Here is a 23,218-nt window from a genome sequence, read left to right as displayed (position 1 = left end):
GTAGCCGTGCGGTCAGGCCGCAGGGCGGGCGCGGAGCAGGTGTTCACGTTCGGAGTGGTCGGCCACCAGTGGCCCGACGTCCAGGATGAGGGCGATCTCGCCGCTGCCCAGGATGGTCGACCCGCTGATGCACTTGAGCCGGCTGAACAGCACACCCAGCGGCTTGATCACGGTCTGCAGCTCGCCCAGCAGGGCGTCCACCACCAGACCGGTACGCTGCCCGGACTGCTCGACGATCACGACGTTCTGCCGCCGGGCCGGCTCGCCCGGGATGTCGAACAGCTCGCGCAGCCGGATGAACGGCAGGACCTCGCCGCGCAGGTTCATGCAGTCGCGCCCGAGCGGGCCGGGCGGCAGCTCCACGCATTCGGTCACCCGGTCCAGGGGCACGATGAACGACGAGGAGCCGACGCCGACCAGGAAGCCGTCGATGATGGCCAGGGTGAGCGGCAGCCGGATCCGGATGGTGGTGCCGGCCCCGCGGGTGGTGTCCACCTCGATGCTGCCGCGCAGGGCGGTGACGTTGCGCCGGACCACGTCCATGCCCACGCCGCGGCCGGAGAGGTTGGAGACCGTCTCCGCGGTGGAGAAGCCCGGCTCGAAGATCAGGTCGTAGACCTCCTGGTCGCTCAGTACCGCGCCGGCGGCGACCACCTCGCGCTCGACCGCCTTGGCCAGGATCCGGTCCCGGTCGAGGCCGCGGCCGTCGTCGCTGACCTCGATCACGATGCTGCCGGCGTCGTGGTACGCGTTGAGCCGCAGCGTCCCCTGGGCCGTCTTGCCGTGCCGCTGCCGCTCGGCCGGGGTCTCGATGCCGTGGTCCAGCGAGTTGCGCACCAGGTGCAGCAGCGGGTCGCTGATCCGCTCGACCAGGGCCTTGTCCATCTCGGCGTCGCCACCGGTGATCACCAGCGACACCTCCTTGTGCAGCTCCACGCAGACGTCGCGGACCACCCGTTCGAAGCGGCGCAGCGTGGTCCCGATCGGCACCATCCGCAGGGCGAGGGCACTGTGGCGCACCTCGTCGACCAGGCGCATCACCTCGCCCTGGGCCTCGCCGCCGGCGCCGGCGCGCAACCCGGTGCTGGACTGGGCGATGACCAGCTCGCCGACCAGGTCGATGAGCCGGTCGAGGCGGGCCGCGTCGATCCGGATGGTGGTGGTGTCCTGCGAGCGGGTCTCGGTGGTCTTGCGCTGGCGGTTCAGCGCCGCGTCCACGATCGGGGCCGGGACGATGCCGTGCCGGACCAGGATCTCGCCGATCGGCACCGGCTGGGTCCCGCTGCGCACCGCCTGATCCTGCTGGATCCGCAGCGCCTCGGCCATCTCCAGCTCGGTCACCACGCCGCTGCCGATGAGCACGTCGCCGACCCGGTCGCTCTCCGGCATGGCCCGGATCGCCCACACGTACGCGTCGAGCTGGTGGTCCGCCGGCACGATCCGGATGTCGCTGTCCTCGCGCACGAACTCGAAGACGGCCTCGATCTCCTCCTTCGGGGCGCCACTGACCAGCTCCACCTCGAAGGCCAGGTAGCAGGTCTCGGGGTCCATCTCCCCGGCGGCCGGCAACGCCCCCGCGTCGGTCGTCACCTGCGACACCGTGCCGATGCTGGCCAGGTAGCGCAGGAACGACAGCGGGTCCATGCCGTTGCGCAGGCTGTCGGCCCCGAAGCGCAGGCTCAGCCGCCACGCCCGCTCCGGCACCGCGTCCCCGCCGCTCTGTTCCGCGCGGTCCGCGGCGAGTGCGGCCTGCCCGTCCGGCAGGTACGGCTCCAGCGCGGCGAGCAGGCGGGCGCCCTCGGCGGCCTGGGCGGCGTCCGGCTCCAGCCGTCCCGCGGCGAGCCCCTCGATCATCGCCCCGATGTGGTCGGCGCACGGCAGCAGGCTGCTGACCAGCCCGGGCGACACCGCCAGATCCCCTTCCCGTACGGAGCCCAGCACGGTCTCGACCACGTGGGTGAAGTGGACCAGGTGCCGCAGGCCGAAGAGCCCGGACGAGCCCTTGAGGGTGTGCGCGGCGCGGAACACGGTGTTGACCGTCTCCGCCGCCGACGGGTGCGCCTCCAGGTCGAGCAGCCCGTCCTCGAGTTGCTGCACCAGGTCGCGGGCCTCGGTGACGAAGGTGTCGAGGGCCTCGCGCATGTCGTCGTCGTCGGCGGACATCACTCCTCCTCGGCCGCGGTCAGCCCGGCCAGGGCCAGCACCGCGGCGACGTCCGGGGCGGGTGCGGCGAGCTCGAAGGGCAGGCTCAACTGTTCGGCCTCGCGCCGCGCCAGCAGCAGCACCTGCAGGCCGGCGGTGTCGACCTCCTCGACGGCGGACAGGTCCACGCGCAGGCCGCCGCTGCCCGCCAGGGCGGTCAGCAGCCGGTCCTTGTGCTCGGCCGCGGTCATGATGGTCAGCTCCCCGTCGAGGGTGACCCGGCGCAGTTCCCGGGTGGTCACGGCGCGATCAGCTTCGCCACCGCGCTGAGCATCTGCTCGGGCTGGAACGGCTTGGTCACCCAGGCCTTGGCCCCCGCGGCCTGGGCCTGGCGCTTCTTCTCCTCCTGGGACTCGGTGGTCAGCATGATGATCGGCGTGAACTTGTACGCCGGCAGCTTGCGCGCCTCCGCCACGAACGTGATCCCGTCCATGTTGGGCATGTTCACGTCGGAGATGATCAGGTGGATGCGCTGGCCGTTGAGCTTGGTCAGAGCGTCCTTGCCGTCCACGCCCGCGATCACGTCGTACCCGGCGCCCTTGAGCGCGATGGTGACGACCTGCCGCACCGAGGCCGAGTCGTCGACGATCAGAATGGTCTTGGCCATCGTCTCCCCTAGAAGAACGTGATTTCGGATTCGGACGGCGCCGCCTGCGCCCCGGACTTGTGGGCCTCGCGCTCCTCGGCCATCGTGTAGTTCGCCGCGAGCTTGTCCAGCAGCGCCTGCGGGTCCAGCGTCCGGCCCTCGCCGGCCCGCTCGCCGGCCTCGGCGACCACGCCCGGGAACTGGTCGACGCTGTCCCGCAGGTGCTCGAGAATCTGTCCGACCCGGTCCTGGAACTGCAGGTTGACCAGCGACTGGCCGATGTCCGCGCGGATGCCGACGGCGGCCTGTTCGAGCTCGGCCGACGAGTCCTGCAGGCCCGACAGCACCGTACGCAGATCCTCCAGCACCGCCTGCACCTCCTCGTTGGCGTAGGTGACGGCCTGGTCCTCGCGTCCGGCGCTGTCCCGGGCGCTGGCCAGCACCGAGCCGATCGCGGCGGCGACGCCCTCGACCTTCGCCGAGATGCGTTCGCTGGTGCTGTGCGAGCGTTCGGCCAGCTCGCGGACCTCCAGGGCGACCACGCCGAAGGCCGCGCCCGCCGTGCCCACCCGGGCCGCCTCGATGGCGGCGTTGAGCGCGAGCAGGTTGGTCTGCGCGGCGATCCGGGTGACCTCGCCGGACATCTGCCGCAGCTCGTCGTTGAGGTCCAGCAGGGTCTGCAGCTCCTCCAGGGCCGCCCGTTTCGCGGTCAGGGCGTGGTTGAGCGTGCCGACGACCTCGCCCAGGCGCTGCCGGCTGCGGTCGAACGCCACCGCGTTCTCGTCGTGCAGTGCCCCGGACGAGGTGGTCAGCACCGAGTCCAGGTTGTCGACGATGCCGGCGAACTTCTCGGTCAGCCGGCCGACGGCCGACTCCATCTGCACCCGGGACGAGTCGATCTGCGCCGACCAGACCGGGGCGACCGCCCCGGCGAACTCGGTCATGCCCCGCATCGGGTCACCCGCCGGGGGCTCGGCGGACTGCCCGGGGGCCGCCGGCCGGGCGCCACGCCTGCGGGCGTACCCGTAACCGCCGGCCGCGCCGGCCAGCAGGGCCACGACGATGCCGATGAGCTCAACCATGATGGTGGATCACCTCCGCGATCGAGCCCAGCGGGCTCTCCCGGTCGACGGCCCCGAGCCGGACGGCCTCGCGCGGCATGCCGTGCACGACGCAGCTGGCCTCGTCCTGGGCGACCGTGTACGCGCCGGCCCGGCGCATCTCCAGCAGGCCCCGGGCGCCGTCGTCGCCCATGCCGGTCATGATCACGCCGACGGCGTTGCTCCCGGCCACCTTGGCCACCGACCGGAACAGCACGTCCACCGACGGGGTGTGCCGGTTCACCGGTGGCCCGTCGAAGACGCGGACCCGGTAGCGGGCGTCCGGCCGGCGCAGTTCCATGTGCCGTCCGCCCGGCGCCACCAGCACCTGGCCGGGCAGGACCGGGTCACCGTCGCGGGCCTCGCGGACCCGGACCCGGCACATCACGTCGAGCCGCTCGGCGAACGCGGCGGTGAACCTGGGCGGCATGTGCTGCACCAGCACCACCCCGGGGCCTCCGGCCGGCAGGGCGGGCAGCACGACCTCCAGCGCCTGGGTGCCGCCGGTCGACGTACCGATCGCCACCACCCGCTCGGTGTCCGGGCCCGGTCCGGCCGGGCCGATGCCGGTGCCCGCGGCCGGCGGCGGGGCCGCGTACGCCGGCACCCGGGCAGCCGGGCGCAGCCGGCCGGCGTTGCTGGCCGCGGCGGCCCGGACCGCGGTCACGATGTCGCCGGAGTCGTCCTCCATGAACTTCTTCAGCCCGGTGGCCGGCTTGGCGATCACCGCGGCGGCCCCGGCGGCGAGCGCCTCCATGGTGGTCTCGGCGCCCCGGCGGGTCAGCGTCGAGCAGATCACCACCGGTGTGGGCCGCACCGACATGATCCTGTGCAGGAAGGTCAGGCCGTCCATCCGGGGCATCTCGATGTCCAGCACCACGACGTCCGGCCAGGACCGGTTCATGTGCTCCATCGCGAAGATCGGGTCCGGCACCGCGCCGATGACCTCGATCCCGGCGCAGCCGCGCAACCGGGCGGCCAGCACCTGCCGGACGACGGCCGAGTCGTCGACGATCAGTACCCGGGTCGGCCCGCCCGTGGATCCGCCCGCCCCGGTCACCGCGGGACCGCCGGGTGCGCGTCCCCGGGCGCGGGGACCCGGCTGCCGAAGGACCGGTCGTCGAAGGACCGGTCGTCGAAGGACCCGTCGTCGGGGGTCCGGTCGTCGCGGGCCCGGAGGCTGCGCAGCCACACGTGGCCGGTGGCGAGCTCGAAGATCAGCCGCCGGGAGCCGCGGCCGCCGAGCCGGCACGTGGTCACCGTGAAACCCTCGCGGGTCAGCAGGTCCGGGCCGGCCCGGGCGTTCTGCGCCGCGATGCTGGGCCGCGGGCCGGCCAGGCCGGGGAACTGGTCCGCGCCGCCGAAGACCTTGACGACGTACTCGCCGGGGCCGGTGCCGTGCCGGTCGGTCTCCCGGCGGAACATCGCCACGGCGTCCTCGGCGTACCGGCCGTCCAGTTCGGACCCGGCGGTGGCGGGATCCCGGCCGGGCAGCAGGTAGTGGCACATCCCGCCGATCTGCCGGGCCGGGTGCCACAGGGTGATCGCGACGCACGAGCCGAGCAGGGTGTGCAGGCGGGTGCCGGCCCCGGCGAAGCGGAAGTCACCGGGAAGCAGGTGCACGTCGACGGGCTCACGCACGGCCCACCTCCGCCGGGCCGGCGAGCCGGTAGATCGACGGTTCGACCATGCGCAGCGGCGACGGGATCGCGTTGAGCGACTCGGAGCTGCCGATGATCAGGAAGCCGCCCGGGAAGAGCAGCTGCTGCATCCGGTCGACCAGGTCACGCTTGGTCGCCAGGTCGAAATAGATCATCACGTTGCGCAGGAAGATGACGTCGAAGCGGCCGAGCCGGCGGAAGTCCTCCATCAGGTTCAGGCAGTGGAACTCGACCCGGGCGCGCAGTTCCCGGCAGATCGTCAGCAGGCCCTGGTACTCCTCGCGGCCCCGCAGGCAGTAGCGGCGCAGCAGCGACGGCGGGATCCGCTCGGCGGCCTCGATCGGGTAGAGCGCCCGGCGGGCCGTCTCCACCACGTCGGTGGAGATGTCACTGCCGACGATCTCCCACTGCGCCACCGGCAGCGCGTCGCCGAGGACCATGGCGGCGGTGTACGCCTCCTCGCCGGTGGAACTGGCCGCGCTCCACATCCGCAGCGCCCGGCCCGGTGGCCGCCCCGGCACGATGACCCGCTCGAGGAACTCGAAGTGCCGCGGCTCGCGGAAGAAGAACGTCTCGTTGGTGGTGAGCAGGTTGATCATCTGGTGCAGCTCGACCTCGTCGTGGCCGTCGCGCAGCACGGCGAGGTACTCGCCGTAGCCGCCCAGCCCCAGCTGCCGGATCCGCTTGTCGAGCCGGCCCGCCACCAGCGCCTCCTTGCCCGGCGCCAGGGCGATCCCGGTGTGGTCGTGCAGCAGTCCGGTCAGCCGGCGGAACTGGTCGTCGGTGAGCTGCTGGACGGCCGCGGGCGGCAACATCAGCGCGGCTCCGGCCCGGCGTCGTCGTCGGCCGGCGGGCGGCCTCGGGCGAGGTCGCCGAGGCTGACCATGTCGCTGATGGACAGGACCCGGCTGACGTCCAGCACGATGAGGAAGTCGTCGTCGCGGCGGGCCATGCCGCTGATGTAGTCGGCGCGGATGCCGGCGCCGAACGCCGGTGCCGGTTCCATCGCGCCCTCGTCGAGGCTGACCACCTTGTTGACCGCGTCGACCAGGATGCCGATGTCCTGGCCACCGTCGGTCTCGGTGAGCCCGGGCGCGCCGGCCTCCTCGCCGGGCAGCACCGCCTCGCGGATGTGCACGATGATGATCGTCGTGCGGCGGCGCACGGCGGTGGTGCCGCGCGCGAAGCGGATCGCCAGGTCGATGACCGGTACGGCCCGCCCGCGCAGGTTGATCACGCCGCGGATGAAGTCGGGCATCATCGGCACCACGGTGAGGCTGCGGTACTCGAGGATCTCCTTGACGTGGAAGATGTCGAGCGCGTACGACTCGCCGTTGAGCGTGAACGTCAGATAGCGGGCCGACTCGCCGGCCACGACGGCACCGCGCGCCCCCGCCGCCGACATCGCGGAACTGGTGGTCACCGCCGGTCCTCCCGCCTGCCCGAGCCTGCTGCCGGTGCTATTCGATCAGATCCGTGACGGCTCCCGCAGGAGCTCAGGTCATTGCGCCCGACTGCTCCCGGGATCCCTTTCCGAGCCCGTTGTCGTATTGCCGGAAAACCATTTGCCGGGGGCTTCGCATTCCGCGTTCTCCCTCGTCGGGCGCCGATAGGCTGGCCCGGTCATGGGTGGCGGGCGGTGCGCTCGCGGCCGCGGCGGGGGACAAAGGGAGCCTGGAAATGGCCGAGTCGGAAACGCGCCGGCATCGCAGCGGATTCTCGTTCCGGGATATGTCGATCGGCTGGAAACTGCGCATCCTGGCGTTGGTTTCGGGGGTCCTGCTGCTGACCGTCGGGCTGGTCGGCATGGTGAGCCTGGCCAACACCCAGGAACGGCTCAACCGGCTGTACTCCGGCAACCTGCACGATGTGCGGATGCTCGGTGACGTGCGGGCCGACTACAAACAGGTCCGCATCGACATGCGCAAGCTGGCCATGGCGCAGAACGAGGCCGACACCACGGCGGCCAACCGGTCCCTGGACGCGGCCATCGGCGCGCTCGACGAGGTCTGGGCCACCTTCGCCAAGGACCGGCCGAGCGTGGGCACCGGCAACGGGCAGGCCTTCCTGACCGGGTGGACCTCGTACAAGACCATCGCGACGGACAAGCTGAAGCCGGCCGTCGCCGCGCGCAACTTCGCCCAGTTCAACCAGATCAGCCGGACCGAGGTCGAGCCGGTCTCCGCGGCGATCGACACGGCGATCGACGGGCTGTCCGACGAGGAGGACAACGCGGCGAAGGCCTCGCTGGACGCCTCCACGTCGGCGTACGAGACCTCGCGGATGGTGCTGATCGCGCTCATCGTGATCGCGATCCTGGTGACCTTCGTCGTGGTGCAGCTGATCACCGCGGCCATCGCGCGCCCGCTGCGGGAGACGGTCGACGTGCTGATCGGGCTCGCCGACGGCCGGCTGGACCAGCGTCTCACGGTCCGGGGCCGCGACGAGGTCGGCCGGATGGGCACCGCGCTGAACAGCGCGATGAGCCGCCTGGGCGAGACGGTCAGTACGGTGGTCGACTCCGCCGCGCAGCTGAACCTGGCCTCGAACCAGATCAGCGGCGCTTCGCAGAGCCTGTCGCAGGCGGCGACCGAGCAGGCCGCCAGCGTCGAGGAGACCACGAGCAGCGTGCAGGAGATGACCGCCGGGATCTCGCAGAACAGCGAGAACGCCATCGCCACCGAGGGCATCGCGACCAAGGCCGCGGCCGAGGCCCAGGAGGGCGGCGACGCGGTGCAGCGGACGGTCGCCGCGATGAAGGAGATCACCGGCAAGATCGGCATCATCGACGACATCGCGTTCCAGACCAACATGCTGGCCCTGAACGCCACCATCGAGGCCGCCCGGGCCGGCGAGCACGGCAAGGGCTTCGCGGTGGTGGCCACCGAGGTCGGCAAGCTCGCCGAGCGCAGCCAGGTGGCGGCGCAGGAGATCAGTGAGCTGGCCGCGGGCAGCGTGCAGACCGCCGAGCGGGCCGGCGAGCTGCTCAACACGATCATCCCGAGCATCACCCGCACGTCCGACCTGGTCCAGGAGATCGCCGCGGCCAGCGGGGAGCAGTCCACCGGGGTGCGCCAGATCAACGTCGCGATGACGCAGATCGGCAAGGTGACCGAGCAGACCGCCTCGTCCAGTGAGGAACTGGCCGCCACCGCCGAGCAGATGTCGGCCCAGACCGCCCAGCTCAAGCAGCTGATGGACTTCTTCGTCACGGACCCGGCCCGGCGGCCGGTGATGACCGGGACGGTGCAGGCCCCGGCCCGCGGCGGAGGGTGGGCCAACGACAGCTATCCGCGCGGCGTGCACAACGACAACAAGGTGCCCGCGGTCAGCCACCATCGTGGTGAGGTCGGCGTCCCCGATCTGGAGAGCAAGTTCGAGCGGTTCTGAGCCGGCGGGCTACCGCTGCTCCAGGAGCTCGGGGGTGAGCGCCTGGTCGGACAGGCTGCCGTCGGCGCGGTCGATGAGCTGGGCGGTGCTCCGCGCCCAAGCGGTCAGCGCCGCCACCGGTACGCCGTACGGCGGTGCCGCGGCGTAGTCCTCGATCCGGTCCGCCGCCCGCCGCAGCAGCCGGGACGCGCCCTCGGTGTTGCCCCGCCGTGCGTGGGTCAGGCCGACGGCGAGCTGGGCCAGGCCCCGCCAGAACTCGCGTTCCGGCCGGCCGGACGCCTTCCAGGCCGCTTCGAGCACCTCGTGGGCGTGGAACGGCCGCCCGCCGTCGAGCAGGCGCTGGGCCTCGCGCAGCGCCTCGACGGGCGGCAGGATCAGGTCGTCGGGCGTGGTCGGCACGCCGGGCATCCCCTTGGGCAGCGGCCGGCCCAGCCCGTCGCGGGGCCGGGCGTTACGGGGCCGTCCGGCGGCGTCTCGATCACGTGCGTGCGGCCCGGTGGCCGGTTCGCTCGATTCCATGCTGCGATTCTTCCGCAACGGCCGGGCCGGCGTGGCGCTGGTCGAGCCCGGACAGCCGGTACGCCAGGCGGCGGCGGAACGCCGGGATCCGGGCGAGCGTGGACAGCAGCGCGTTGCGGACCGGGCGCAGCGGTGCCGGCACGGTCGCCAGGCGGGTCAGCTGCGACGCGAAGCCGACCACGGCCTGGGCCACGGGACGGCGCTCGGCCGCGTACCGGTCGAGGGGTGCCTCGGAGCCGGACCGCAACGCCTCGGTGAGAGCGTCGGCCAGCGCGAGGCCGTCCTTGAGACCGAGGTTCATGCCCTGGCCGCCGGCCGGGCTGTGCACGTGGCCGGCGTCGCCGGCCAGCAGGACCGGCCCGGCGCGGAAGGTGTCCGCGACGCGGTGGTGGACGCGGAACCGCGAACCCCAGACCACGTCGGTGACCCGGGCGGGGGAGCGGTCCGGTCCGCGGTGGTCCAGCAGAGCCTGCACGTACGCGGTCCCGGGATGCTCGGGAGCGTCGTCGACGGCGGCCACGAGGCGCACCGTGCCGTCCGGCAGCGGCGCCCAGACGAGCAGGCCGGCGCCGGAGAAGTACAGCACCACCTCGTCGCGGGGCGGGCCGCCGTCGACCTTCACGTCGGCCAGGGTGAACGACTCGCCGCCGGACGACGGATCGCCGAAGCCGATGCCGGCCAGCTCGCGGATCGTGCTGTGCATGCCGTCGGCGGCGACCACGTAGCGGGCCGTCACGCTCTCGCCGTTGGCGAAGGTCACGGTGCCGCCGGACAGGCCGACGGCCTCGTAGCCGCGCAGGACCCGGCCACCGGCGGCCACCAGCCGGTCGTGCAGCACGGCCTCGGTGGTCGACTGCGGCACCATCAGCGCGTACGGGAAACGGGTGGGCAGGCCGGCGAACGAGATCGGGACCAGGGTGCGGTCACGGTCGCGGATGGTGAAGCGCGGCGCCGGGATGCCGGCCGCGGCCAGCGGTTCGGCCGCGCCGATCCGGTCGAGCACCTCGAGGGTGTGGGCGTGCACCACGGCGGCCCGGCTGGTGTGCGCGGCGGTCGCGGCGCGGTCGACGACTGTGACGTCGACCCCGGCCCCGGTGAGGGCGGCGGCCGTGGCCAGGCCCACGGGTCCAGCGCCGACGATCAGGACATCGGAGGTTGCGGGGAGCATCGGAGTCACCTGCCAACGTTTGTTTGCCAACATCTGTTGACTCGAAGGTAGCCCTCCTCGGCGCGCGGGTCAACACATGTTGGCCTACACTTGTTGGCATGAGTGAGGAACGATCACGGCGATCCGACGGCACCCGGGCGGCGATCCTGCGCGCGGCCCGGGAACGGTTCGCCGCCGACGGCTACGAGCGGGCCACCATCCGGGCCATCGCGGCGGACGCGGCCATCGACCCGTCGATGGTGATGCGCTACTACGGCAACAAGGAACGCCTGTTCGCCGCGGCGGCCGAGTTCGACCTGCGGTTGCCGGAGCTGTCCGGCGTACCGGTGGACGAGGTCGCCGCCCTGCTCGTCGCCCACTTCCTGGACCGCTGGGAGGGCGACGAGACGCTGATGGCGCTGCTGCGGGCCGGCGTGACCAACCCGGCCGCCGCCGAGCGCATGCGGGAGATCTTCGCGGCCCAGCTGGGCCCGCTGGCCGAGCGGGTGGCCCCGGACCAGCCGCACACCCGGGCCGGGCTGGTGTCCAGCCAGGTGCTCGGGCTGGCGCTGTGCCGGTACGTGCTCAAGCTGCCCCCGGTGGTCGCCATGGAACGGGCCGACCTGATCGCCTGGCTCACCCCGACCGTGCGGCAGTACCTGCTCGGCCCGGCACCCCAGGGGCCGAAGGTCCCGGAAGGTACGGCAGTGCGGCACTGATCACCGGCGTCGACGGCGGCTGGAATAGGGGTGTAGCCGACGAACCGAGGAAGGACGTGGACGCCATGACCGCCGTCCAGCACCCCATCACCATGGCCCCCGCCGGGGACGGCGCTGCGGCCGTCACCGAGACCCGCCGCGGCAAGGCCACCCGTTTCACTCTCGCCGGTCTGCGTCTGGCGCTGGGCTGGGTGTTCCTGTGGGCGTTCATCGACAAGCTGTTCGGCCTCGGCCTGGCCACTCCCGACAAGGGGGCGTGGATCAACGGCGGCAGCCCGACCAAGGGCTTCCTGGGCAACGCCGTCGCGGGTCCGTTCGAGGGCGTCTACCACAGCATCGCCGGTGCGGCCTGGGCCGACTGGCTGTTCATGCTCGGCCTGGCCGGCATCGGCATCGCCCTGATCGCCGGGATCGGCATGCGCCTGGCCGCCGCCGCGGGCGGTCTGCTGCTGGTTCTGATGTGGACCGCGGTCCTGCCTCCGGAGAACAACCCGTTCATGGACGACCACCTGATCTACGCCGGTGTCCTGGCCCTGCTGGCTCTGACCGCCGCTGGTGACACCCTCGGTCTCGGCAAGATGTGGGCCCGGCTGCCGCTGGTGCAGCGCCTGCCCTGGCTCAAGTAACCCTCGCTCACCCACGACCGGGCGGCACCCACCACGGGTGCCGCCCACTACGCTGCCGCGGATGGAAGCTCAGACACCACCATCGGCGGAGTCCGGATGGGCCGAGGACCCCGACGCCGCGCCCCATCTCCTGCTGCGGGGTCCGTTCGACGGGACCCGGTCCGCGACGATGGTGACGGCCGGGGGACGCCCGGTGCTGGTGGTGCCGGCCCCGGTCGACGGCGACCCCGGCTTCGTCGGTGCGGTCGACCTGGCCACCGGCGCGGTGCTGCCGGACCACTCGGGACTGCGCCGTGAACAGCACGACTCTCTGGCGCTCGGCGCGGGCGGCCTGGTCGCGACCGCGGGCCGGCCCAGCGGAACCGTCGTCGTCCGGGACGCGGTGACGGGTTCACCGGTCGGCGTACCGCTGCCACTGAAACCCCGCGGCATCTCCCTCACCGTGCTCGACGGGCGACCGGTCGTGATCGCCGCCGGGTCCGGCCTGGCGGTCCACGATGTACAGACCGGCGCGCTGATCGCCCGGCACGACCGCCGCAACGGCTGGTGTCTCACGGAGTTCCGGGGCCGGCACCTCCTCGTGGCGCAGGAGTCGGCCACCTCGCTGCGGCTGTACGACGCGCTGACCGGGGAGCCGTACGGGCAGCCGTTCAGCTGTGACTTCTCCGGTTCCGTCTTCCGGATGGCGGCGGTGGACCACGACGGCCGGCTGCTGGTCGCCTTCCTCGATCACCACGCCGCCTGCAAGGTCTCACTGTGGGACGTGACCACCGGCGCCGCGCTGCCCACTGCTCCGCCCTTCGACGACGTCCAGGAGATCGACGTCGCGTCGGTCCATGGACGGCCGCTGCTGCTCGCCGCCCGCTCCGGCAAGGCGGAATCGTCAGTGACGCTGTGGGATCTGATCACCGGGCGGCAGGTTTTCCCGGACGCCTTCGCCGGATACGACGGCAGATGCGCGCGGGTGGCGCTGGGCAGCCTGCCCGACGGCTTCTTCGCGGTCACGTGCGACCGGGACGGCTCGTCCGCGCTGTGGGTGCACTCATCGCAGGGGACCCGGCGCACGGCGCTGACGGACGGCGGCATGTCGCGGATAGCGCTGGGCGAGGTCAACGGCTCTCCCACGGTTGCTCTCGGCGGCGCCGGGGGAGCACTGCGCTTGTTCGACGCGCGGACCGGACGGGAGTTCAGCAGCCCGTTCTACGGTGGATCACCGGACGACAGCGTCATCGGTGCCACGGGCGGCGCCGGTCGTGCCGTCGTCCTGCAGCGCGGCCGGCCCATGCGCTTGTGGGACGTCGGAGCCGGCGTGCCGGTGGCCCGGCTGGACCGGTCCGCCGCCCGGATCGCGGCCGGCGAGGTGGCCGGCCGCAGGGTGTTCGCCCTCGTCACCGGTGGCCGGGACAGCGGTGTCGGCCTCAGCCTCTGGGATCCCGACGCGGGTGCGCCGGCCGTCGAGGTCCCGCTGGCCCGCACCACGGCCGACGACAGCCCGGCCGACGTCGTGTTCACCCGGATCGACGACCGCGCGGCGGTGGCGGTGGCGATCGGCCGTACCGTCCGATCGTGGGACGCCGTCACCGGTGAGCCGCTGGGCCGGCCGTACCGCGGGCTCTCCAGCTCCGTGTCGACGATCGCCGCCGGCCGGATCGGCGACCGTGCGGTGCTGGCCGCCGGCGGCCAGGACAACGCGGTGCACGTGTTCGACCCGGCGACCGGGGCGGCCGTCGTGCCGCCCCTGGCCGGTCATTCCCAGAGACTGACCGCGCTCGCCTTCGGCGCCGCGGACGGCCGCACCGTGCTGGTCACGGGGAGCTGGGACAAGACCGTACGCGTCTGGGACGCCACCACCGGTGCCTGCGTCGGCGGACCCTGGAGCGGCCACGACGATCGCATCGTCGCCCTCCACGTGGCCGAGCGGCACGGCGAGCCGGTGGTGGTGTCCCACGCGGCGAGCGGCCCACCGCGCCTGTGGCGACTGCGCGCAACGGCTGCGAGCAGCGGACACACCGACGCCGTCCACACCGTCGCGGCCGGCCGGTGGCAGGGCCGCCCGGTGTTCGCCTCCGGTGGCGCCGACCGGACCGTGCGCCTCTGGGATGCGGCCACCGGGCGGGCCCTCGGCCCGGCGCTCACCGAGCATGCCGCGGAGGTCACGCACGTCGCCTTCACCGGCCCCGACCGCGACATCCTGGTCACCGGCGACGGCAACGGGGTGGTGTTGCGCTGGCAGGTCCACGCCGGCGTTCCTCGCAGCGAGCCGCTGGCCCGGCTGGGCAAGCGGATCGCCGGGATCAGTCCGGCCGAGGTGGGCGGGCGCGCGGTGGTGGGAATCGGGACCGCGGACGGTGTCCTGCGGATCTGGGAGGCCGGGACGAGTGCGCCCGTCGCCGCGCTGCGCCCCGGCGCGGCCCTGCGAGTGAGCCGTACGGACCTGGGCGTGCTGGACGGGCGGCCCGTCGCCCTGACGATCGGGCACGACAGTTCCGGTGACAGCGACAGCCCGGCGCTGACCCTGTGGGACGTGACCACCGGCGAACCGCTGGACGAGCCCATGGCCGTGCCGGAGGAGTGCGAGGTCGGGACGCTGGCGATGCTGGACGGGCGGCTCGTGGTGGTCCAGGGGATCGACGCGTCCGCCGGCGGCGCGGGGTACCACCCGGAGGAGGCCGCCGACGTCCAGGTGATCGACGTCGTCACCCGTACGGTGCTCAGCCGGCACCGGTCGAAGCGGGGTTGGAGCTACCGGGCGGCTGTTCAGGGCGGCCTCGTACTGGTCACGGCCGAGGACTGGGTCGTCGGGGTGAACGCGTACGGGACCGGCAGACCGGGGGAGTTCCGGTACGTCGGGCACCGCGAGTTCGTGAGCTGCGTGGCCACCGCCGACGTCGCCGGGCGCACGATCGTGGCCTCCGGCGACCGCGGCAACGCTCTGCACTTCTGGGACCTGGACACCCGCGAACGCCTCCGCTGAGGCCGCTGACCGGCCCCGCAGAGCCCGCCGGCCACCCGTGAATCAAGCAGCACCCGGGTCCGGGGAATACCCGGATCCGGACCGGGTAGATCGTTGCGGTCGGGTTCGTCAGGGGGTGGGCCATGGTTGACCGGATCGCTGAGCCGTGGGGGCCGCGCACGCCGTACGGGCCGGGGGAGGCCTGGCCGGTGCGCGTCGACACCTTCCTCGACGGTGAGCTCACCGAGGCCGACGTCGACTCCTGGTGGCAGAGTGCCTCGGTGCTGCACGCCAACGGCGATGCCATGGACATCGCCGTCAAGGACGGGCGGATCGCCGGGGTCCGCGGCCGGGCGGTCGACCGGATCAACCACGGTCGTCTCGACCCCAAGGACCTGTACGGCTGGCAGGCCGACAACAGCACCGACCGGCTGACCCGGCCCCTGGTCCGCGAGGGTGGCCGGCTGGTCGAGAGTGACTGGGACACCGCCATGGGACGCATCGTCGAGCGGTCGCGGCAGCTGCTCGACGGCCCGGGCGGGTGGGGGCACTTCGGCTTCCACACCTCCGGCCAGCTGTTCCTGGAGGAGTACTACACGCTCGCGGTGATCGGCAAGGCCGGCCTCGGCACCCCGCACATGGACGGCAACACCCGCCTGTGCACCGCCACGGCCGCCGCGGCGCTCAAGGCCAGTTTCGGCGCCGACGGCCAGCCCGGTTCGTACACCGATGTCGACTCCTGCGACGCGATCGCCCTGTGGGGGCACAACGTCGCCGAGACGCAGACCGTGTTGTGGAGCCGCATGCTGGATCGCCGCCGCGGCCCCAACCCGCCCGCGATGCTGGCGGTCGACCCCCGGGCCACGCCGGTCGCCCGGGAGGCCGACGTGCACCTGGCGGTGCGGGCCGGCACGAACGTCGCCCTGGTCAACGGCCTGCTGCGCGAGATCATCCAGCGCGGCTGGTACGACCGGGCGTACGTCGACGCGCACACCATCGGCTTCGACGAGCTCTGCACGACCGTCGACAGGTATCCGTTGGACACCGTCGCCCGGATCTGTGATGTGCCGGTGGCACGGCTGGAACGCGCCGCGGAGCTGCTGGGCGCCTCGCAGCGGCTGCTGTCGACGGTGCTGCAGGGCTTCTACCAGTCCAATCAGGCGACCGCTGCCGCGTGCGGGGTCAACAACCTGCACCTGATCCGCGGCATGATCGGCCGCCCGGGCGCCGGGCTCTACCAGATGAACGGCCAGCCCACCGCGCAGAACACCCGCGAGACCGGTGCCGACGGCGACCTGCCCGGGCTGCGCAACTGGAACAACGAGGAGCACATCGAGCAGCTCGCGCAGCTGTGGAACGTCGAGCCCGGCCGGATCCCGCACTGGGCCCCGCCGACCCACGCCATGCAGATCTTCCGGTACGCCGAACAGGGCTCCGTCAAGCTGCTGTGGATCTCGGCCACGAACCCGGCGGTGTCGCTGCCCGAACTCGCCCGGATCCGGCGCATCCTGGCCGCCCCGGAGCTGTTCGTCGTGGTGCAGGACCTGTTCCTGACCGAGACCGCCGAGCTGGCCGACGTGGTGCTGCCCGCCGCCACCTGGGGCGAGAAGCTGGGCACGTTCACCAACGCCGACCGCACCGTGCACCTGAGCGAGAAGGCCGTGGACCCGCCCGGTCAGGCCCGGGCGGACCTGGACATCTTCCTCGACTACGCCCGCCGGATGGACTTCCGGGACCGTGACGGCGATCCGCTGATCACCTGGCAGGGGCCCGAAGACGTGTTCGAGGCCTGGAAGAAGTGCTCGGCCGGACGGCCGTGCGACTACACCGGCATCACCTACGGCAGGCTGCGCGGCGGCAGCGGCATCCAGTGGCCGTGCGACGACGCCCACCCGGAGGGCACCGAGCGCCTCTACACCGACGGCGTCTTCGCCACCGATCCCGCCTACTGCGAGACGTACGGCCAGGACCTGGCCACCGGCGCCGAGTTCACCGAGGACGAGTACCGGGCCAGGGAGCCGGCCGGCCGGGCGTTCCTGCACGCCGTCGACCACCAGCCCTCACCCGAGGTCACCAGCGACGACTACCCCCTGCTGCTGACCACCGGCCGTACGGTGTACCAGTTCCACACCCGCACCAAGACCGGCCGTACCCCGCAGCTCGACGCGGCCGCGCCCGACGCCTGGGTGGAGCTGAACGCCGGCGACGCCGCCCGGCTGGGCCTCGCCGAAGGCGACGTCGTCGGCATCGCGTCGCCGCGCGGCGCGATCCAGGTCCGGGCCCGGATCGGCCGGGTACGGCCCGGCGTGGTCTTCGTGCCGTTCCACTACGGCTACTTCGACGTCGACCCCGCCGACCGGACACCGAGGGCCGCGAACGAGCTGACCCTCACCGCCTGGGATCCCGTCTCCAAACAACCGATCTTCAAAGTCGCCGCGGTACGCGTGGCCAAGCTCGCGGACGGCGGCGGGATCCCGGCCCCGGCCCCGACCATCGGCGGCAGCGCACCACTCGACAGCACGGTGCCCGCCACGACCGGTGGTCCCGCGGCGGAGGCGACCGCACGAACCGAGGGGGACTGACCGATGCACCTGGCCCACTACCTCGGACTGTTGCACCGCGCCCAGACCAACCTGGCCGACGCCTTACGGCAGGTGGCCACGGCGCACGCCGCCGAACCCGACATCTTCCACCTGTGCCGGCAACAGGCCCTCGTCTGCGACCGCCAGGCCGAGAAGCTGCAACCGTTCGCCCGGCGTTACTCCGAGGAGGCGCCGGAGGAACCCGACCGGCTGCACTCGGAGCTGTTCGGCGGCACCCGTACCGGGGGCATCGGTCTGCTGCGCGACCTGCAGGACCTGTACCTGATGGCCGCCGAGTGCGACATCTGCTGGACGGTCGTCGGCCAGGCGGCCCGCGGCGCCCGCGACGACGACCTGCGCCGGGTCGTGCAGGACTGTGCGGGCGAGACCGCGATGCAGCTCAAATGGCTCCGGACGCGCATGAAGGCCGCCGCGCCGCAGGCGCTGGTGGTCGCCGACTGACCGCGGCTCAGCTCGCGTGGTCGCGTTGCCGCCGGGCGGCCACCGCCGGGCGGCCGGCCGTCTCGTCGTCGCGACGGAGCGGGGCTCCCAGGCTGAGGTTGGTGACCGCCGAACCCAGCCGCCGCACCAGATGCCGGTGCCGGTGGGCCGGATCCTCGGCCCGGGCGGACATCAGTGGACGCAGGTCGGCGGGCAGCGACGCGGCCAGCCCGGCCGGGGTGGTGCCGCGGCAGTAGGCGTTGAGCTGCTCGAGGGTCACGCGGGTGTAGAACGCGGCATTCGGCTCGCTGACGTGCAGCTCGTCGGCGACCTCCCGGATGAGCTGCTGAGCTGAGCCGGTGTGGTGCCGGCGATCGGTCGCGCCGGGACGGACCTCGGGTGGCAGCTGCGCGGCCAGGCCCAGGTACGCCGGGTCGGGAAGGACGTTCCGCAGCGCGTGCATCACGGCTCGGACGACACGTCGGGCGTGGTTCCGGCCGTACAGGCGAGCGCGAATCCGAACCTCGGTCACCAGGTCGTCCCGATGCATGGCCACCGTCTTTCCGATCCGCGCTGAGGCAACTGGGCTACCCCGCCTCCGCGGCCTCAAACCACCTGGGGCCCAGGTCACACCTCGGCCCCGGCGTTTGTCCCGGGACACGGCGGGTAGGCGGTTCGCATGGGACTTGGCATACTTTCCGGCGCCGCCGCGGGGGCAGCGGGATCGACCGCGCTCAACGCCGCGACCTACGTCGACATGATCGTGCGGGGCCGCCCGGCGAGCAGCACGCCGGAAGAAACGATCGAGGCCATCGACGACCGGACCGCGGGTTCGATCCCCGGCGAGGGCGAGACCCGCGACAACCGGGTCAGCGGGATCGGCTCGCTGTCCGGCATCGTCACCGGCGTGGCGGTGGGCGCGCTGTTCGGCGTGCTGCGGCAGGCCGGGGTACGGCCACACCCACTGCTGGGCGCGGCCCTGACCGGGCTCACCGTCATGGCCTTCACCGACGGGACCATGGCCAAGCTGGGCGTCAGCGATCTGCGGCAGCTGGGCGTCTCCGACTGGGTCGCCGACCTGCTGCCGCACCTGACGTACGGAGCCGTCACGTGGAGCGTGCTGGCGGCCCTCCAGGACGACTGAAGTTGGTCTGGTAGAGGCGTACCAGGTGGGCGGCTTCGCGGTCGCGGCCGGCCTTGCGCAGCATGAGGTGCAGCTGGCGACAGGCGACCGCCACCGCCGGCGTCACGGTCTGCCGGGCCACGGGATGCAGCCCGGGGAGCACCTCCAGGCCCTCACGGACCGCGGACACGGCCTCGGTGAGACCCGGCGCGCCGCGGTCCAGGTTCACGAGGGCGTAGTTGCACAGCAGCTGCACCAGCTGGTGGGCGTCGGCCGGTGACCCCTGCCGGGCCGCGGCCACCGCCTCGCGCATGACGGGCAGTGCCGCGCCGGCCCGGTCGAGGCCGATGAGGCACACGGCCAGCGAGTTGAGGCAGATGGCCAGCTCGACCTGGTGCACGCTGGTTCCCTGAGCCGCGATCCGGCGCCTGATCACCACCGCCTGTTCGAGCAGCGGCAGGCTCTCCTGGTTACGGCCGGCTTCTCCGAGGGACGTGCCCAGGTTGGTCAGGGCCTCGGCCATCAGCCGTCGATGAGCGGCCGCGACGTCCGGTGGCAGGCTGCGCAGGACGGCCAGCGCCTCGGTGGCGGCCAGCAGCGACTGGTCGAGCATGTCGTTCTCGACGTAGCGCAGCCCCAGGTTGTTGAGCGCCTGGGCGAGGTGGGGCAGGTGCGCCTGCGGGCGCCGGGCGGCCAGTGAGCGGAAGATCGAGACGGCGATCCGGCTGTGGCCGAGGGCCTGTGGGTGCCGGCCGAGCTGGGCCAGGCGCAGGCCGACGCTGTCGCTGAGGACGGCGTACCGGAACTCGTACGCGTCCGGGTCCCGCGCCGCGAGCTCGCGCAGGTGGCCGACGCCCTCCTCGGCCGCCCGCAACGCGTCCTCGACCCGCCCGAGGTCCGAGAGGACCGCGGCGTAGGTGTTGAGGGTGGTGGCCAGGTCGCCGCGGTAGCGGTCCGGGTGTTTCGCGGCGAGGTCGCGGTAGAGGAGCAGGGCCTGCTCCACGAGGGTCAGGCCGTCGGTGGGCCGGCCGAGGCCGGTCACGGCCGCACCCAGGTTGGCGGCGGTCATGGCCAGGTCGCCGGCTTCACCGGCCGGGTCGGTCCGCCACCGTCGCTGGAAGATCTCGTGGGCTTCGACCAGGGAACTCATCCCGTCGGCGGGCCGGCCGTGATCGCGGTACCGCACGGACAGGTTGTTCAGGGCCGTGGCGAGGGCACCCTCGTACCGTTCGGGGTTGTCCCGGGCGAGGCCCCGCAGCAACGCCACGTGGTGTTCCCCGGCCGCGACGGCCTCCTCGTGGCGGCCCAGCTCGGACAGGGCGAGGCCCTGGACGGCGACCGCGGCGACGTAGCCCACCAGGTGGGTGTCCCGGTCCTGTTCGATCAGGTGCTCGAAGACGCCCACCGCCTCCTCGGCGTCGGCCAGGGCCTCCTCGTGCCGGCCCATTTCCCGCAGGACGGCCGCCCGGCGGGCGAGCGAGTCGCCGAGGGCCGGCCGATGGGCGACAGGGTCCGTCTCGGCCAGCCGCCGCCGGAGCCGAAGCGCCTCGCTGACGGTGGCCGACGCCTCCGCGTGCCGTCCGGTGCCCTGCAGATGCGTCGCGACCACCTGCAACGCGCCGGCGTACTGCGGGACGTGCTCACCCTGGTCGCCGACCAGATCCTGCATCAGCTCCAGGGCCCGCCGGGCGAACGTGACAGCCTCGTCGATCCGGCCGAGGGCGCCGGTGAAGGTGGCCGCGTTGCTGAGCGACGTGGCCAGCAACGGCTGGACCTTCGGCGCGTTGACCCGGACCAGGTCTTCCCGGATCTCGATCGCCTCCAGCGTGTGGGCGAGCGCTTCGGGGTACCGGCCGGCGTCGCCGAGGCAGGCGCCGGAGTTGTGCAGCGCCACGGCCAGCGCCGGCCGGTGCGCGGCGGGATTGCTCCGCGCGAGTTCCCGCGTGACCGCGAGGGCCTCGGCGGCGGCCTCGTGGGCGGCCGGCCGCCGGCCGGTGCTCCTGCGGGTCGCGGCCTGGTTTCCCAGTGCGTTCGCGAGGTCCGGGAGATACCGGTGCCGATCGTCCTCGACCAGCCCACGGTAGATCGCCGTGGCCTCCTCGGCGGCCCGCGACGCCTCGTCGCGACGACCGACGGCGAGGTACCGGCCGCTCAGATTGATCAGACTCCCGGCCAGGTCGGCCAGGTGGCGCTCCGGGTAGGCCTCGGCGACCCGTCGCAGCAGGACGGCAGCGTCCTCGGTGGGGGCGACCGCTTCCTCGTCCCGGCCCAGCTCGGCGAGAACGGTGCCGATGTTCATCAGCGAGGTCGCCAGGTCCGGCAGATACCCGGCGTGCTCCAGGGCGAGACGATGGTGCAGGTGCGCGGCCTGTCCGGCATCCTTCAGCGCTCGCTGATGGTCGCCGGTGAACGCGAACGCCGCGCCGCGGATGCTCAGTGAGTTCGCGTAGTCGCCGAGGTGGTGGTCCGGTCCGGCGGCGGCCAGCAGCTCCACGGCTTCTGACGCGGTCTCCACCGCCGCCTCGTGGCGACCGGCGTGGTGCAGCCGGATCGTGTGGTCGATGAGGACCCGCGCGCGTTCCGCCGGATCGGCCGGGCCGGCCAGGCGCCCGGCGAGTAGGCGGGCGCTGACGGCGGCGATCCCGTCGTCGAGATCGACGTGGCGGCCGCGCGGCAGGATGTCGGCGACTCCCGCCAGCATGGTCAGGTCCACGTCGGCGATCGCGGCCAGTCCCGCCAGCGCCTCGCTGCCCGCCTGTACCGCGAGGGTGGGATCGCTGCGCAGCAGCGGGTACAGATGGTCCGGCCCGACGTGCGGCCACCGGGCGGCGGCCGCGATCAGGAAGGTCAACGGTCGCCGCGGGTCGACAGTGGTCAGCACCGCGGCCAGCCGCGAGCCGGACCAGGGCCGCCCCTCGGGACCGCCGGTCAGGGTGAGCGCGAGGTAGTCCTCGGCGAGCCGGTCGGGCAGCAACGGCTGCAACACCCGGGAGGACGGGTAGCAGACGCCGTGGTCCCGCAGGATCCGCACGGCCGGCATCTCCTGTTCGACGCGGGTCAGGAGAGCCTTTCCCTGGTCGTCCGGCAGTGCCCCGGTGAGAGCGGCCGTGAAGACCGTCCGGGCCATGACGCTGGGCGGGGTCGCGAAGTCGAGGCCGCGGACGGCGCCCTCGTGGAGCCGGGTCCACTGCAGATGCTCGCGGTCGAGCAGGTACTGGGTGTGCTTGGCCGGGTCGGTCTCCGGTCGCGCGTCGTTGGCCCGCGCGTCCACCTCGACCAGGGCGGCCAGGTGCACGGCCAGGGTCAGCCCGAAGTGTTCACCGTCGAGATCCACGCCGGGGCCCGGCGGGGGAGAGACGTCATGCACGCGGGCGAAGGCGGTGCGGGCGGCGGCGTACATGGCCGGCCGGTCGGCGACCGCGAGTGCTCCGAGCTCCGTGCGGGAGGTGGCGGCTGCGACCGCCGGCCGTCCCAGCTCGCTCCGCAGGGCCGGCCAGTTGGTCGCTCCGCGCCCGGCCAGCAGGATCCGGGTACGCACCCCCGGACGGTGCAGCAGCGCGTTGCGGGAGAGCCAGAGCAGCGAGGTCAGCGGCCAGCGGTCGGCGTAATCGACCAGTACGAGAACGCCCTTCGCCTGCTCCGTACGCAGGTCCTGGCTGCCCCGCGACGGCATGATCGCCCCGACGCCCGGGCCGGCGACGACCACCTTCCAGCCCGCTGCCCGGGCCTGCTCGGCGACGTCCTCGAGCAGCCTGGTCTTGCCCTGGCCGCCGGGCCCGGAGAGCCAGCGCACCGCCAGCCGGCCGGGCGACCCGAGCCACTCCCGCAGGCCGGCCCGCTCGGCCTCGCGCCCGGTGAACGGGACCAGGCCGGAGCGGGCGTCCAGCATGCGGCTGGGCAGCTCGCGCAGCCATCCCGGGTCCGGCGGCGGCGTCGGCCGGAACTCCTCCAGCAGGTAGAGCGGGGACCCGTCGCCGAAGACATGCAGGTCCGCGCCGACCACGCCGTACGCGAAGCCGGCCGAGGCGACGACCGTCTGTTCGGGTGCACTCACCATGAGCCCTCCGGGTCCGGCCACCCGTGACAGTCCCCTATGGGTCTACCGAATCTCTTCCGGCGCCCGCCGGGCAGGATCGTGCCACGGGACACCGGGGACGGGCACGGGATCG

Annotated in this window: 19 protein-coding genes; 7 read left to right on the top strand and 12 right to left on the bottom strand. The window is 73.0% G+C overall.

Annotated features, from left to right (window positions below; all coding sequences use genetic code 11):
* Positions 1-12: 12 nt before the first annotated feature.
* The 8 genes from AB0C12_RS27980 to AB0C12_RS27945 are packed head-to-tail and all read right to left on the bottom strand — an operon-like array spanning position 13 to position 6,972.
* Entirely contained in the window at positions 13-2,163 is a 2,151-nt protein-coding gene (locus tag AB0C12_RS27980) for a chemotaxis protein CheA (protein ID WP_360552792.1), read from the bottom strand.
* Positions 2,163-2,444, bottom strand: a complete 282-nt coding sequence (locus AB0C12_RS27975) for an STAS domain-containing protein (protein ID WP_360552791.1) — start codon at positions 2,442-2,444, stop codon at positions 2,163-2,165. Before AB0C12_RS27975 ends, AB0C12_RS27980 begins: the two co-directional genes overlap by 1 nt.
* On the bottom strand, positions 2,441-2,809 hold the full coding sequence (locus tag AB0C12_RS27970) for a response regulator (protein WP_360552790.1): 369 nt from the start codon (positions 2,807-2,809) through the stop codon (positions 2,441-2,443). Before AB0C12_RS27970 ends, AB0C12_RS27975 begins: the two co-directional genes overlap by 4 nt.
* An 8-nt stretch (positions 2,810-2,817) precedes the next feature.
* Positions 2,818-3,870 (bottom strand): methyl-accepting chemotaxis protein, encoded by a 1,053-nt coding sequence (locus AB0C12_RS27965; RefSeq protein WP_360552789.1) that lies wholly within the window; start codon positions 3,868-3,870, stop codon positions 2,818-2,820.
* Positions 3,863-4,948, bottom strand: a complete 1,086-nt coding sequence (locus AB0C12_RS27960; RefSeq protein ID WP_360552788.1) for a chemotaxis response regulator protein-glutamate methylesterase — start codon at positions 4,946-4,948, stop codon at positions 3,863-3,865. The genes AB0C12_RS27965 and AB0C12_RS27960 overlap by 8 nt, the downstream gene beginning before the upstream one ends.
* Positions 4,945-5,529 (bottom strand): chemotaxis protein CheD, encoded by a 585-nt coding sequence (locus tag AB0C12_RS27955; RefSeq protein ID WP_360552787.1) that lies wholly within the window; start codon positions 5,527-5,529, stop codon positions 4,945-4,947. The genes AB0C12_RS27960 and AB0C12_RS27955 overlap by 4 nt, the downstream gene beginning before the upstream one ends.
* Complete coding sequence (locus AB0C12_RS27950) at positions 5,522-6,364, bottom strand: CheR family methyltransferase (protein WP_360552786.1); 843 nt, start codon at positions 6,362-6,364, stop codon at positions 5,522-5,524. Before AB0C12_RS27950 ends, AB0C12_RS27955 begins: the two co-directional genes overlap by 8 nt.
* Positions 6,364-6,972 (bottom strand): chemotaxis protein CheW, encoded by a 609-nt coding sequence (locus tag AB0C12_RS27945; protein ID WP_360552785.1) that lies wholly within the window; start codon positions 6,970-6,972, stop codon positions 6,364-6,366. Before AB0C12_RS27945 ends, AB0C12_RS27950 begins: the two co-directional genes overlap by 1 nt.
* 257 nt (positions 6,973-7,229) lie before the next feature.
* On the opposite strand from AB0C12_RS27945, the gene AB0C12_RS27940 reads away from it, so the two are divergent.
* A complete protein-coding gene (locus tag AB0C12_RS27940; protein ID WP_360552784.1) occupies positions 7,230-8,939 on the top strand; it encodes a methyl-accepting chemotaxis protein in 1,710 nt (569 codons plus the stop codon).
* A 9-nt stretch (positions 8,940-8,948) separates the two neighbouring features.
* Here the strand turns inward: AB0C12_RS27940 and AB0C12_RS27935 are convergent, their stop codons facing one another.
* Both AB0C12_RS27935 and AB0C12_RS27930 read right to left on the bottom strand, forming a co-directional pair.
* Complete coding sequence (locus tag AB0C12_RS27935) at positions 8,949-9,458, bottom strand: DUF309 domain-containing protein (protein ID WP_360552783.1); 510 nt, start codon at positions 9,456-9,458, stop codon at positions 8,949-8,951.
* Positions 9,418-10,626, bottom strand: coding sequence for an FAD-dependent oxidoreductase (locus AB0C12_RS27930; protein WP_360552782.1), 1,209 nt, complete (start codon positions 10,624-10,626; stop codon positions 9,418-9,420). The genes AB0C12_RS27935 and AB0C12_RS27930 overlap by 41 nt, the downstream gene beginning before the upstream one ends.
* Positions 10,627-10,724: 98 nt before the next feature.
* Between AB0C12_RS27930 and AB0C12_RS27925 the strand changes: the two genes are divergently transcribed.
* From AB0C12_RS27925 to AB0C12_RS27905, 5 genes are all read left to right on the top strand, one after another.
* Positions 10,725-11,324, top strand: a complete 600-nt coding sequence (locus AB0C12_RS27925) for a TetR/AcrR family transcriptional regulator (RefSeq protein ID WP_360552781.1) — start codon at positions 10,725-10,727, stop codon at positions 11,322-11,324.
* A gap of 92 nt (positions 11,325-11,416) precedes the next feature.
* The gene (locus AB0C12_RS27920; protein WP_360552859.1) at positions 11,417-11,950 is read left to right on the top strand and encodes a hypothetical protein; all 534 of its coding nucleotides are present in this window, start codon (positions 11,417-11,419) and stop codon (positions 11,948-11,950) included.
* Between the two features lie 61 nt (positions 11,951-12,011).
* Positions 12,012-14,924, top strand: a complete 2,913-nt coding sequence (locus AB0C12_RS27915; protein WP_360552780.1) for a WD40 repeat domain-containing protein — start codon at positions 12,012-12,014, stop codon at positions 14,922-14,924.
* Between the two features lie 122 nt (positions 14,925-15,046).
* Positions 15,047-17,485, top strand: a complete 2,439-nt coding sequence (locus AB0C12_RS27910) for a molybdopterin oxidoreductase family protein (RefSeq protein WP_360552779.1) — start codon at positions 15,047-15,049, stop codon at positions 17,483-17,485.
* A 3-nt stretch (positions 17,486-17,488) separates the two neighbouring features.
* Positions 17,489-17,947 carry a hypothetical protein gene (locus tag AB0C12_RS27905; RefSeq protein ID WP_360552778.1) on the top strand — a complete coding sequence of 153 codons (459 nt, stop codon included), beginning with the start codon at positions 17,489-17,491 and terminating at the stop codon, positions 17,945-17,947.
* A gap of 7 nt (positions 17,948-17,954) precedes the next feature.
* Here the strand turns inward: AB0C12_RS27905 and AB0C12_RS27900 are convergent, their stop codons facing one another.
* Complete coding sequence (locus AB0C12_RS27900; RefSeq protein ID WP_360552777.1) at positions 17,955-18,476, bottom strand: DUF2267 domain-containing protein; 522 nt, start codon at positions 18,474-18,476, stop codon at positions 17,955-17,957.
* Between the two features lie 129 nt (positions 18,477-18,605).
* Between AB0C12_RS27900 and AB0C12_RS27895 the strand changes: the two genes are divergently transcribed.
* Positions 18,606-19,070 (top strand): hypothetical protein, encoded by a 465-nt coding sequence (locus tag AB0C12_RS27895; RefSeq protein WP_360552776.1) that lies wholly within the window; start codon positions 18,606-18,608, stop codon positions 19,068-19,070.
* Here the strand turns inward: AB0C12_RS27895 and AB0C12_RS27890 are convergent.
* Entirely contained in the window at positions 19,033-23,106 is a 4,074-nt protein-coding gene (locus AB0C12_RS27890) for a tetratricopeptide repeat protein (protein WP_360552775.1), read from the bottom strand. The two genes, AB0C12_RS27895 and AB0C12_RS27890, sit on opposite strands and share 38 nt — an antisense overlap.
* Between the last annotated feature and the right edge of the window lie 112 nt (positions 23,107-23,218).

It is taken from the genome of Actinoplanes sp. NPDC048967 (assembly GCF_040649415.1).
Classification (GTDB): Bacteria; Actinomycetota; Actinomycetes; order Mycobacteriales; family Micromonosporaceae; genus Actinoplanes.
This window is presented reverse-complemented; position numbering and strand designations above follow the sequence as displayed.

Excerpts from the sequence above, each read along its gene's own strand:
- AB0C12_RS27925 (WP_360552781.1), top strand. The coding sequence starts at position 10,725 with ATGAGTGAGGAACGATCACGGCGATCCGACGGCACCCGGGCGGCGATC.
- AB0C12_RS27980 (WP_360552792.1), bottom strand. The coding sequence starts at position 2,163 with ATGTCCGCCGACGACGACGACATGCGCGAGGCCCTCGACACCTTCGTC.
- AB0C12_RS27900 (WP_360552777.1), bottom strand. The coding sequence starts at position 18,476 with ATGCATCGGGACGACCTGGTGACCGAGGTTCGGATTCGCGCTCGCCTG.
- AB0C12_RS27935 (WP_360552783.1), bottom strand. The coding sequence starts at position 9,458 with ATGGAATCGAGCGAACCGGCCACCGGGCCGCACGCACGTGATCGAGAC.
- AB0C12_RS27930 (WP_360552782.1), bottom strand. The coding sequence starts at position 10,626 with ATGCTCCCCGCAACCTCCGATGTCCTGATCGTCGGCGCTGGACCCGTG.
- AB0C12_RS27910 (WP_360552779.1), top strand. The coding sequence starts at position 15,047 with ATGGTTGACCGGATCGCTGAGCCGTGGGGGCCGCGCACGCCGTACGGG.
- AB0C12_RS27915 (WP_360552780.1), top strand. The coding sequence starts at position 12,012 with ATGGAAGCTCAGACACCACCATCGGCGGAGTCCGGATGGGCCGAGGAC.
- AB0C12_RS27950 (WP_360552786.1), bottom strand. The coding sequence starts at position 6,364 with ATGTTGCCGCCCGCGGCCGTCCAGCAGCTCACCGACGACCAGTTCCGC.
- AB0C12_RS27970 (WP_360552790.1), bottom strand. The coding sequence starts at position 2,809 with ATGGCCAAGACCATTCTGATCGTCGACGACTCGGCCTCGGTGCGGCAG.
- AB0C12_RS27905 (WP_360552778.1), top strand. The coding sequence starts at position 17,489 with ATGCACCTGGCCCACTACCTCGGACTGTTGCACCGCGCCCAGACCAAC.
- AB0C12_RS27965 (WP_360552789.1), bottom strand. The coding sequence starts at position 3,870 with ATGGTTGAGCTCATCGGCATCGTCGTGGCCCTGCTGGCCGGCGCGGCC.
- AB0C12_RS27895 (WP_360552776.1), top strand. The coding sequence starts at position 18,606 with ATGGGACTTGGCATACTTTCCGGCGCCGCCGCGGGGGCAGCGGGATCG.
- AB0C12_RS27920 (WP_360552859.1), top strand. The coding sequence starts at position 11,417 with ATGGCCCCCGCCGGGGACGGCGCTGCGGCCGTCACCGAGACCCGCCGC.
- AB0C12_RS27940 (WP_360552784.1), top strand. The coding sequence starts at position 7,230 with ATGGCCGAGTCGGAAACGCGCCGGCATCGCAGCGGATTCTCGTTCCGG.
- AB0C12_RS27890 (WP_360552775.1), bottom strand. The coding sequence starts at position 23,106 with ATGGTGAGTGCACCCGAACAGACGGTCGTCGCCTCGGCCGGCTTCGCG.